The following is a 10,549-nucleotide window of genomic DNA, read 5'->3' as shown; positions in this document are numbered from 1 at the left end:
TGCGTAACCGATTGCAACGGCTCAATCGCAAGACGCTCGGATATTCAAAATCATCCGAAATGCACGATAGGATCATCGGTACTTACATCGAACGCGAGTACTACGTTTGATGCTACATCAACTCATTGAATACACGACCGCCGCGCTGAACCCAACCTGAGCGGCACCAATCCCGAAGATGGATCGCCGTAATGTCCATAACTTTTGCGGATTCAGCTCCAGCACAATGATAAACATCAGGAACGCCACGCCAAGCTCAGAGAAATGCAGGATAGCGTCAACGTCGCGGATAAAGCCCAGCCCCAAGGAGCAATGGCGATACTTGCAATCAAATACCCCAATACCGCACCAATGCCCAATCTGCTAGCGATAGGTACCCATCAGTACAGCGACAAACAGAAACAGAATGCCCGCACTCAGCAGGGGGGAACTCTCCATCACTCACCCTCCATTTTGGGTAACGGGGAAGCCAGCCATTCGCTATACGCCTCGGCATAGCTTGCCAGAACATCGGCGGGCAGCCTGCGCGCCCAATAAACCATCAGCGGCGGTAGCCAATGCATACGACACGTGGCCGCCGTCATTTCAAACGGACGCAGCACCTCTTCCATACTGAAGCGGTTATTACCTTCCAAGCGATAGCTCTCTTCCGGCTCACCCGTGGTGATTACCGAACGCCAATATTTGCCCGCCAATGCATTACCGCCGATACCATTGGCAAAACCACGCGACAGCACGCGGTCAAACCACTCCTTTAGCAGCGCCGGGCAACTGTAGGTATAGAGTGGGTGCTGAAACACAATCACCTGATGTTCGCGTAGCCGCTGTTGCTCGTAGTGAATATCAGCAAAAAAATCCGGATAGTGAGCGTACAGCTCGTGTACGGTAACATGGGCTAACTGGTGCGCCGGTTGTAGCAAAACCCGGTTGGCTATCGAGTCTTGCGATTCCGGATGGGCATACAGCAGCAAAATCTTCGGTGGCTGCGACATCATTCCCCTCCAAAGCGTCGTCATGAGCGCGGTTTTCCGCTACCATGCTGCGCGATAACGATACGACAAACAGGACGTTCGCGGTCCCAAGATAACCGTGATAATTTAACATACTCTGAACATGTGACGCTTTATGATTGTTTTCTCCGCTTTGCAAATTCGGCGCGGCGTGCGTGTCTTGCTTGATAACGCCACCGCCACCATCAATCCAGGCCAGAAGGTTGGATTGGTCGGTAAAAACGGCTGCGGCAAATCCACGCTACTCTCGTTGCTAAAAGGCGAGATCGGTGCCGATGGCGGCAGCGCCACGTTTCCGAGTAACTGGGCACTGGCCTGGGTCAATCAGGAAACGCCCGCGCTGGATGTGCCTGCCATTGACTATGTTATTGACGGTGATCGTGAATTTCGCCAGTTAGAAGCTGAACTTCAACACGCCAACGACATTAACGATGGTAACGCCATCGCACGTGCACACGGCAAACTGGATGCGATTCAAGCCTGGAGTATTCCGGCGCGCGCCGCCAGCCTGCTCGATGGCCTTGGCTTTACCCAGGCCCAATTGCGGCAGCCAGTACGTGATTTTTCCGGCGGATGGCGTATGCGCCTTAATCTGGCCCAGGCGCTGATTTGCCGCTCCGACCTGTTACTGCTCGACGAACCGAACAACCACCTCGATCTGGACGCGGTGATCTGGCTGGAGAAATGGCTGAAAAGCTATCCGGGAACACTGGTGCTGATCTCCCACGATCGCGACTTCCTCGATCCTATCGTCAACAAGATCCTGCACATCGAGCAGGAGACGCTGTTCGAATACACCGGGAACTACTCCTCGTTCGAACGCCAGCGCGCTACGCGTTTAGCGCAGCAGCAGGCGTTGTATGAGCATCAGCAAGAGCGCGTGGCGCACTTGCAACACTATATCGATCGCTTTCGCGCACAGGCTACCAAAGCCAAGCAGGCGCAAAGCCGGATTAAAATGCTGGAGCGCATGGAGCTTATTGCCCCGGCATACGTCGATAACCCGTTCCGTTTCAGTTTCCGTGCGCCAGAGTCGCTGCCGAACCCGTTGCTACGCACGGAGAAGGTGAGCGCAGGCTACGGTGACAAACTGATTCTGGAATCCATCAAGCTCAATCTGGTGCCAGGTTCACGCATTGGCCTGCTGGGGCACAATGGTGCCGGTAAATCGACGCTGATCAAGTTGCTAGCGGGCGAACTGGCCCCGTTGCACGGCGAAATCGGGCTGGCGAAGGGCGTTGAGCTCGGCTATTTCGCCCAGCATCAGCTTGAGTTTCTGCGTGCGGATGAATCCCCGCTGCAACATCTGGTCCGTTTGGCGGAGCGGGAAACCGAGCAGCAACTGCGCGATTACCTCGGCGGCTTCGGTTTTCAGGGCGACAAAGTGACGGAAGTGACCGAGCGTTTCTCAGGCGGTGAAAAAGCCCGTTTGGTGCTGGCATTGATCGTGTGGCAGCGCCCTAACCTGCTGTTGCTCGATGAACCGACCAACCATCTCGATCTGGACATGCGTCAGGCACTGACAGAAGCGTTGATCGATTTCGAAGGCGCGCTGGTGGTGATCTCCCACGATCGACATCTGATCCGATCCACCACGGACGATCTCTATCTGGTACACGATCGCAAAGTGGAGCCGTTTGATGGCGACCTGGAGGATTACCAGCAATGGCTAACGGACGTGCAGCGCCAAAACAGCGCCGCTGAATCCGTCGAGAAACACGCCTCAACCAACAACGCACAGGCACGTAAAGATCAAAAGCGGCGCGAAGCGGAGCTGCGCACTCAAACCCAACCGCTGCGTAAAAAGATTACTCAGTATGAGCAGCAGATGGAGAAACTCTCCGATGCGTTGGCAAAAGTAGAAGCGCGTTTATCGGACAGCGAACTGTACGACCAAAGTCGCAAAGCCGAACTGACGGAATGCCTGCAACAGCAGGCCAAACTCAAAAGCGAACAGGAAGAGGCAGAGATGGCCTGGCTGGACGCGCAAGAGCAGCTAGAACAGATGCTGAATGAGGGGTAGTCAGGCCCCTGAAAGGGGGTATCTGTTAGCACAGTGCATATTTCGTGCGCGTTAACAGGCTCTGATTTCTGCTACCTCTGTAACCGCGCCCGACACGAGGCGCTCAATCGCCGCCGCCTCGTGGCTCTAGGCTTTACGCGAGGAATCACGCCGCTACGCGGTCTCTTCGGCGTTCGTATCTGCATCTCGGACCACCAGCGACGCGCTCCCGTCGCGGCGCTGGTTTTCGCAGCATCCATGCCGCTCATCCGGCGGACACGCCCACCTCAGCGCGATTTTTTACGCGATTAACGACAAAAACTAAAAGACAAAATCAGATCATCAGTGCCAGATCAGCAGTACACAGGCCGCGGTAAGCACGCCCATCGAGACGTTAAAAATCACCCATGCTTTGCGGCTACGCAATAAACGGCCAATCGCCGTGCCGAAACCCAGCAAGATAACGCCTGAAACCAGATTAACCAACACAATGCCAAAACTTATCAGCAGCACCGAATGGTTATAGCCGCTGCCCGCCAGACTGAAACTTGCGACCGAACCCAGCGCCATTAGCCAGGCTTTGGGATTTAGAAACTGAAGCAGCCAGCCTTGATATAGTCGCAGCGGCTGCGGTGCACTGGCCTCCAGCCGCTCGTAGGCCGCCGTGGCAATTATCCACGCCAGCCACAGCAGGTAGAGACTGCAGAGTACTTTAAGTATCAGGTGCAACGAGGGATAGAGCAGGATCATGCCGACCACGCCAAATTCCACCAGCAGTAAAATGCTCTGCATGCCGAGCATGATACCCACCATCAGCCACAGTGATCGCATAAAGCCGAAGTTGGCACCGGAGGTCGTCAGCAGCATGTTATTCGGGCCAGGCGTGATCGCCGCCACCCAGAGAAAAGCCAACATCGATAAAAATAAGCCCTGTTCCACGTTTTGACTGCCCCTTGTCCCCACCGTTACGGTATGATTTATTGACCTGACTGAACGTTAGCCTGCCTGTTACACTGCAATGCTCGCTGAGCGGCGCAAGCAGGTTAGCGCAGTGTGATGAATATCGCACAATTATTTCCCGAGGTCGTTTCGATTCCCATGTTGTCCTCAACATTTCGCCCGTTACGCGGGGCTGATAACCCGCATATACAAACGCTGTTGCCGCGCTTGATTCGCCGCCGTGCCCGTTTGCAGCCGGTGTGGCAACAACTCGATCTGCCTGACGGCGATTTTGTTGATCTGGCCTAGAGCGAAGCGCCGCAAGGCGCGCGCTATAAACCCCGCGTGGTGCTATTTCACGGTCTGGAAGGCAGCTTTCACAGTCCCTATGCGCACGGTTTGTTACAAGCGTGCCGTGAGCAAGGCTGGCTGACGGTGATTATGCATTTTCGCGGCTGTAGCGGCCGCCCCAACCGTCTGAATCGTATCTACCATTCTGGTGAAACCGATGATGGCAGCTATCTGCTGCGCTGGATGCGGGATACGCTAGGCGAAGCACCGACTGCTGCCATCGGCATTTCTCTGGGCGGCAATATGCTGGCTTGCCTGCTGGCTAAACGGGAAGAAGCCCGGTTGCTCTCAGCTGCGGCGATAGTCTCCGCTCCGTTTCATCTCGAAGCCTGTAGCCGCAGGATAGAAAATGGATTTTCCCTTATTTATCAGCGCTATCTGGTCGGACAGTTAAAGCAGAATGCCCGGCGTAAGCTGGCATGCTACCCGGGTTCGTTACCGATTATCCCGGCACAGTTGCGACGTATAAAGGGATTGCGTGAGTTTGATGATGCGATCACTGCCCGTATTCATGGTTTTCAGGATGCTGCCGACTACTACCATCAGTGCAGTGCACTGGCGTTGCTGCCCACCATTCGCACGCCGACGCTGATCATCCGTGCGCAGGACGATCCTTTTATGACACCCGAGGTGATCCCGGACATCAGCCACCTGCCCGACACCATAGAATACCAACTGACAGCGCACACGTAGGGTTTGTCGGTGGTACATTACTGAAACCGGAAATGTGGCTGGAACAACGCATTCCGGCCTAGTTCACGCGCTTTCTATCGGCGGACACCGCAGAGGCAACAGCATGATGATTCCCTGGCAGCAGCTTGATAGCGATACGCTGCAAAATATTATTGAATCTTTTGTATTACGTGAAGGCACTGATTATGGCGAGCAGGAGCGTTCACTGGATGAAAAAGTCAGGGATATTCGTCGCCAGCTTGCCTCGGGCGACGTGGTGCTGGTGTGGTCAGAGCTGCATGAAACGCTGAATATCATGTCGCGCACCCAGCTAAACGAAAATACGCCGTAACGTGATAAATCGTCGTTTCCTGACGCGCGGGGGGTCGTCTTGCGTCACCGGGTCTGTTATACAGTGAGAGCAATGTTAGTCAAACGCCTAATCCGACGGAGTGCAACCGCATGTCGCAACAACACCCGATCATTGCCGTTACCGGCTCCAGTGGAGCAGGCACCACCACGACCAGCCTCGCGTTCAGGAAGATCTTCCAGCAGTTGCAGATAAAAGCCGCTTCACTGGAAGGCGATAGCTTTCACCGTTATACCCGGCCAGAAATGGACATGGCGATTCGCAAAGCGAAAGATTTGGGCCGCCATATCAGCTATTTCGGCCCAGAGGCCAACGATTTCAGCCTTCTTGAACAGGCGTTTATCGAATATGGCCGCAACGGTACCGGAAAAACACGCAAATACCTGCGCACTTACGATGAGGCGATCCCTTACAATAAAGTGCCCGGCACCTTTACGCCGTGGGATCCGATGCAGCATCCTACCGATATGCTGTTTTATGAGGGTCTGCACGGCGCGGTGGTCACCGACCAGTACGATGTTGCCCAGCACGTTGACCTACTGGTCGGCGTGGTCCCCATCGTCAATCTGGAATGGACTCAAAAGCTGGTTCGCGATACCAATGAACGCGGTCACTCACGTGAAGCCGTGATGGATTCGGTGGTGCGTTCCATAGAGGATTACATCACCTATATCACGCCGCAGTTTTCTCGCACCCATATCAACTTCCAGCGCGTACCGATGATCGATACCTCAAACCCCTTTGCAGCCAAGGCGATCCCTTCGTTGGACGAGAGCTTTGTGGTGATCCATTTCCAGGGCGTCGAGCATATTGACTATCCCTACCTACTGGCCATGCTGCAAGGCTCGTTTATTTCACACATCAATACGCTGGTGGTGCCGGGGGGAAAATGGGACTCGCCATGGAACTGATCATGGCACCTTTGGTAAAACGGCTGGCAGAAGGGCGTAGCGCGTGCTGAGATAAAACACACAGCCCGCCAGAAAACTATGCGACAGCGATACCGCCCGTTCAACCACTTTATCCGTCAACCCCACGCCCGTGACGACAAAATGCAGGTTGATATGGGTAAACAGACGCGGCACTTCTTCACGACGCGTGGAGGATAATTTGACCTCACACCCGGTAATCGTATTGCGACCCTTTTGCAAAATGGACACCACATCAATGGCGCTACAGCCTCCTGCCGCCATCAACACCATCTCCATATGACTGGGAGCTTTATCACCAGCATTGCCATCCATTAGGATCTGATGCCAGGATGACGACTCACCGAGAAAGGTCAGATCTTCGACCCATTTTACGCGCGCTTGCATCCACAATTCCTCAAATTTATTTGAAAATTACTCACTGTTATATATAAAAACCGCCGATAACTAGAGCTTAATCATGCTGAAGCGAGACAACACGAGACAGGCTCGTCAAGCTGTGTTACAAACAGGAATAGAATCCGTTCCTTCAGTTTTATACTGACGGTAAGAACGTGTCGTGACGTCGCCATACAGAGGCCAGTATATTCCCTGACGTCAGTCCGCCAACACGGAATTTTTACTACTAGCACGTTAATACGCCGTACAGGGAACTCTGAACCCTGTAATTTGCGCAGTGAATTACAACAGAGGATAACAGCGAATGGTTCTCGGCAAACCGCAGACAGACCCGACTCTTGAATGGTTCCTTTCTCATTGTCATATTCACAAGTATCCATCAAAGAGCACTCTGATTCACCAAGGTGAAAAGGCAGAAACGCTTTACTACATCGTGAAAGGCTCAGTGGCTGTGCTGATCAAGGATGAAGAAGGCAAGGAAATGATCCTCTCCTACCTCAACCAGGGGGATTTTATAGGGGAACTGGGCCTGTTCGAAGAGGGCCAGGAACGCAGTGCATGGGTACGGGCAAAAACTGCCTGTGAAGTCGCTGAAATATCCTATAAAAAATTCCGTCAGTTGATCCAGGTCAACCCGGATATTCTGATGCGTCTTTCCTCACAGATGGCGCGTCGCCTCCAGGTGACGTCTCAGAAAGTGGGCAACCTGGCCTTCCTGGATGTCACGGGCCGCATTGCGCAGACGCTGTTGAACCTGGCGAAGCAACCCGATGCCATGACGCACCCAGATGGGATGCAAATCAAGATCACGCGTCAGGAAATTGGTCAGATTGTTGGCTGTTCTCGCGAAACGGTAGGCCGTATTCTGAAAATGCTGGAAGATCAGAATCTGATCTCGGCACACGGCAAAACCATCGTGGTGTACGGCACACGCTGATATCACCAGCGCCGTTTAGACAAAAGCACGTTGCGCACCGCGCAGTGTGCTTTTTGACCCGGCGAGCTACGCCGCTTTTACTACCGCTTCCACCGCCCGCGCGAACCGCGCCATGCCCTGCTCGATATCTTCCAGATCAATCACCAGCGACGGCACAAAACGCATCACGTTAGGTCCCGCGACCAGCACCATCACGCCTTGCTCTGCGGCAGCGGCAAGGAACTTGCCCGCCTGACCGTGCCATTTTGGCTTCAGTTCTGCACCAATCAGCAGGCCCATACCGCGAATCTGCTCAAAAATACCGTGCTCTTCATTAATTGCCTGAAGAATCGAAACGAAACGCTCGTGGCGCGCTTGTACACCGGAAAGCACCTGCGGAGTGTTGATGGTGTCCAATGCTGCTTCAGCCACCGCACAAGCCAGCGGATTACCGCCGTAAGTAGTGCCGTGTACACCGACGGTCATCACAGAGGCGACTTCTTCAGTGGTCAGCATGGCGCTGATGGGAAAACCGCCGCCCAACGCTTTCGCCGTAGTGAGAATATCCGGCGTCACGCCATAGTGCATGTAGGTAAACAACTTGCCAGAACGCCCCATGCCGCTTTGCACTTCATCAAACACCAGCAGAGCGTGATGCTGATCGCACAGCTCACGCACGCCTTTGAGGAATTCCGGCGTGGCCGGTGTAATTCCACCCTCGCCCTGAATCGGCTCCAGCACCACGGCGCAGGTGTGGTCATCCATCACCGCTTTTACTGCGGCCAGATCGTTGAACGGCACGTGCACGATATCGGCCGGTTTTGGTCCGAAGCCATCGGCGTATTTCGCCTGCCCACCTACAGAAACAGTGAACAACGTACGGCCGTGAAACGCATTGTAGAACGCAATGATTTTGGTTTTATACGGGCTGTGGCGTTTAATCGCATAGTGACGAGCCAGCTTGAAAGCCGCTTCGTTAGCTTCCGCACCAGAGTTAACAAAGAACACGCGCTCGGCAAAGGTGGCGTCGATCAGTTTGCTGGCCAGACGCAACGCTGGCTCATTGGTGAAGATATTGCTGGTGTGCCACAGCGTTTCACCCTGCTGCTTTAACGCCGCCACCAGCGCCGGGTGGCAATGACCCAATGCCGTTACCGCAATCCCACCGGCAAAGTCGATATACTCGCGCCCCTGCTGATCCCATACGCGGCTACCTTTGCCTTTAACCGGCACAAATTGCGCCGGTGCGTATACGGGTAGAATCACTTTGTCATGCGTCGCCCGCGTTACCGCCTTTGAATCTGTTGTCATTTGCTTCCGTTCACAACGCTTAAAGTGAAAATATAATCATCAAATATGCATAAAAATCAATACACAAGGTTATAAAATAGCGCGTTATGACAGTCCGTTTTATCGCAACCGATGCTGATAACCTCAGGTATTAAGGAAGTTCTGCAACAATTGATGCCCCTGCTCACTCAGAATACTCTCAGGATGAAACTGCACCCCTTCTAACGGCAAGGTACGGTGGCGTATTCCCATGATTTCATCACGCTCACCTTCACGCTCTGTCCAGGCCGTGACGTCAAACTCGACGGGCAAAGAAGCGGGATCGATCACCAGAGAGTGGTAGCGCGTCACTGTTAATGGCAGCGTCAACCCGCTAAAAACGCCGCTCCCGGTGTGCTGTATTACGGAGGTTTTTCCATGCATCACCTGGCGCGCCCGCACCACGCGCGCACCAAATGCCTGCCCCATCGCCTGATGGCCGAGACACACACCCAGAATGGGCAGTTTGCCTGCAAAATGGCGAATCGCTGCCAGAGAAATACCCGCGTCATCCGGTGTGCAAGGACCAGGGGAGAACACCAGATGCGTAGGGGCCAGCGCTTCAATGTCCGCCAACATCAGGGCGTCGTTGCGTTTAACCAACACCTCTGCGCCCAGCTCACAAAAGTACTGGTAGAGGTTGTAGGTGAAGGAGTCGTAGTTGTCGATAAGTAGTAGCATGGGGCAAGCTTACGCGAAAAAGAGATGCTGTAGGCTACTGTGCTTGTAGGTGCTTAGGCAATGAATAAGTTTTTATTATTATTTTTCAAAGTGTTATATAAAAAACAAAAAAACGGACACATCAGTGTCCGGTTTGCAAGTGTAGTGTGAAATGCGATGTTCTAAACCATCGGCCTGACATAACTCCAAAGGACAAAGGCAACTCCTGGCGCCCAGCAGCTATTGGATGTATGAGCGCTCCGGCAGCGATAAACCCCCCCCCGTTGCGCGAAACATAAACGCCCACAGGATAAAACACGCTGTTCGGAGACCACGGCGCCGGATTTTCCGTCTCGCCGCCGCCACCGACGAAGTTAACGTCGAAGGCAGAATAAAAACCAGCCCCCGTGTCTAACACCATCCATACCGAGAGAATAATATGATGGCCCGTTCTATCTGTCGGCAATTTGATGGTTTGCATCGGCAGGGTATTCAGAGGCGGAGTCCGATTTATAACGCTCTTCAACATCTGCGCGTGTCGATCTCCGCGTGGAATCCCAGCCATTTCGGGTAATGAAATAGCGATATTTTCATGGTCGTGTATTCAATATGTTGATTGCATTGTGAAATGTCCGGTTTTGGATGTGGAATACAGTGGTGCTTTGTTGAATAATAGGGAATAATGCTGTTATGACACGCCTGTTTTGGATCAAAATGCTGATCGCTCCGGGATGCATCACTACGCTCTGGATTTAACATACTGATTTTACGTCAAGGGAATCCGCAGCCTTTATGGCTACGCAGCATAATATCTATTTATTCAACAAAGCCATACAGTGGCTAAAGTTGATGTAAGATGCCCGTTTTGTGAACAGACATCTCCTGTGAAAAAACACGGTTATGGCAAAAGTGGCCATCAGCGTTACCGTCGTCAGTCATGCAAACACGGATGGCTACAGGGCTTACAACGAC

At 53.3% G+C, this 10,549-nt stretch carries 12 protein-coding genes and 3 pseudogenes; 7 read left to right on the top strand and 8 right to left on the bottom strand.

The window, feature by feature from the left end; translation table 11 throughout:
- A partial coding sequence (locus QZ506_RS10590) for an IS1 family transposase (RefSeq protein WP_291968657.1) occupies window positions 1-110 on the top strand: 110 nt, incomplete at its 5' end.
- 22 nt (window positions 111-132) lie between these two features.
- Here the strand turns inward: QZ506_RS10590 and QZ506_RS10585 are convergent.
- Window positions 133-438 (bottom strand): annotated as a pseudogene (locus QZ506_RS10585) (cation:proton antiporter); the annotation flags it as partial.
- On the bottom strand, window positions 438-992 hold the full coding sequence (gene kefG, locus QZ506_RS10580) for a glutathione-regulated potassium-efflux system ancillary protein KefG (RefSeq protein ID WP_291970978.1): 555 nt from the start codon (window positions 990-992) through the stop codon (window positions 438-440). The pseudogene QZ506_RS10585 and the gene kefG, both read right to left, overlap by 1 nt.
- Window positions 993-1,125: 133 nt before the next feature.
- On the opposite strand from kefG, the gene QZ506_RS10575 reads away from it, so the two are divergent.
- A complete protein-coding gene (locus tag QZ506_RS10575; protein ID WP_291970975.1) occupies window positions 1,126-3,033 on the top strand; it encodes an ABC transporter ATP-binding protein in 1,908 nt (635 codons plus the stop codon).
- A 321-nt stretch (window positions 3,034-3,354) separates the two neighbouring features.
- On the opposite strand, the gene QZ506_RS10570 is transcribed toward QZ506_RS10575, so the two are convergent.
- Window positions 3,355-3,951 carry a LysE family translocator gene (locus QZ506_RS10570; protein ID WP_291970973.1) on the bottom strand — a complete coding sequence of 199 codons (597 nt, stop codon included), beginning with the start codon at window positions 3,949-3,951 and terminating at the stop codon, window positions 3,355-3,357.
- A gap of 159 nt (window positions 3,952-4,110) precedes the next feature.
- Here QZ506_RS10570 and QZ506_RS10565 point away from each other — a divergent pair.
- The 3 genes and pseudogenes from QZ506_RS10565 to QZ506_RS10555 all read left to right on the top strand — a co-directional run bounded on the left by QZ506_RS10565 (window position 4,111) and on the right by QZ506_RS10555 (window position 6,305).
- Window positions 4,111-5,057, top strand: a pseudogene (locus QZ506_RS10565) (hydrolase).
- Window positions 5,058-5,098: 41 nt separating this feature from the next.
- Window positions 5,099-5,326 (top strand): YheU family protein, encoded by a 228-nt coding sequence (locus QZ506_RS10560; RefSeq protein ID WP_291970971.1) that lies wholly within the window; start codon window positions 5,099-5,101, stop codon window positions 5,324-5,326.
- 110 nt (window positions 5,327-5,436) lie between these two features.
- A pseudogene (locus QZ506_RS10555) lies at window positions 5,437-6,305 on the top strand (phosphoribulokinase).
- Here QZ506_RS10555 and QZ506_RS10550 read toward each other — a convergent pair.
- Window positions 6,256-6,660, bottom strand: coding sequence for an OsmC family protein (locus QZ506_RS10550; RefSeq protein ID WP_291970969.1), 405 nt, complete (start codon window positions 6,658-6,660; stop codon window positions 6,256-6,258). The pseudogene QZ506_RS10555 and the gene QZ506_RS10550 overlap by 50 nt on opposite strands.
- 316 nt (window positions 6,661-6,976) lie before the next feature.
- On the opposite strand from QZ506_RS10550, the gene crp reads away from it, so the two are divergent.
- A complete protein-coding gene (gene crp, locus QZ506_RS10545; protein WP_012764006.1) occupies window positions 6,977-7,609 on the top strand; it encodes a cAMP-activated global transcriptional regulator CRP in 633 nt (210 codons plus the stop codon).
- Between the two features lie 66 nt (window positions 7,610-7,675).
- Here crp and QZ506_RS10540 read toward each other — a convergent pair whose 3' ends face one another.
- The 4 genes from QZ506_RS10540 to QZ506_RS10530 all read right to left on the bottom strand — a co-directional run bounded on the left by QZ506_RS10540 (window position 7,676) and on the right by QZ506_RS10530 (window position 10,336).
- Window positions 7,676-8,899 (bottom strand): aspartate aminotransferase family protein, encoded by a 1,224-nt coding sequence (locus QZ506_RS10540; RefSeq protein WP_291970964.1) that lies wholly within the window; start codon window positions 8,897-8,899, stop codon window positions 7,676-7,678.
- A 123-nt stretch (window positions 8,900-9,022) separates the two neighbouring features.
- Entirely contained in the window at window positions 9,023-9,598 is a 576-nt protein-coding gene (locus tag QZ506_RS10535) for an aminodeoxychorismate synthase component II (RefSeq protein WP_291970962.1), read from the bottom strand.
- Window positions 9,599-9,719: 121 nt separating this feature from the next.
- On the bottom strand, window positions 9,720-10,058 hold the full coding sequence (locus QZ506_RS21570) for a lytic polysaccharide monooxygenase (RefSeq protein ID WP_367273001.1): 339 nt from the start codon (window positions 10,056-10,058) through the stop codon (window positions 9,720-9,722).
- A gap of 41 nt (window positions 10,059-10,099) precedes the next feature.
- The gene (locus tag QZ506_RS10530) at window positions 10,100-10,336 is read right to left on the bottom strand and encodes a hypothetical protein (RefSeq protein ID WP_291970960.1); all 237 of its coding nucleotides are present in this window, start codon (window positions 10,334-10,336) and stop codon (window positions 10,100-10,102) included.
- Window positions 10,337-10,413: 77 nt separating this feature from the next.
- Between QZ506_RS10530 and QZ506_RS10525 the strand changes: the two genes are divergently transcribed.
- Window positions 10,414-10,549 (top strand): IS1 family transposase (locus QZ506_RS10525; RefSeq protein WP_367273003.1); only part of this gene is annotated, 136 nt, incomplete at its 3' end.

The sequence above is a fragment of the Candidatus Symbiopectobacterium sp. genome, assembly GCF_020054415.1.
GTDB lineage: Bacteria > Pseudomonadota > Gammaproteobacteria > Enterobacterales > Enterobacteriaceae > Symbiopectobacterium.
The sequence above is the reverse complement of the archived record's forward strand: the minus strand, read 5'-3'. Positions and strand labels throughout refer to the sequence as shown.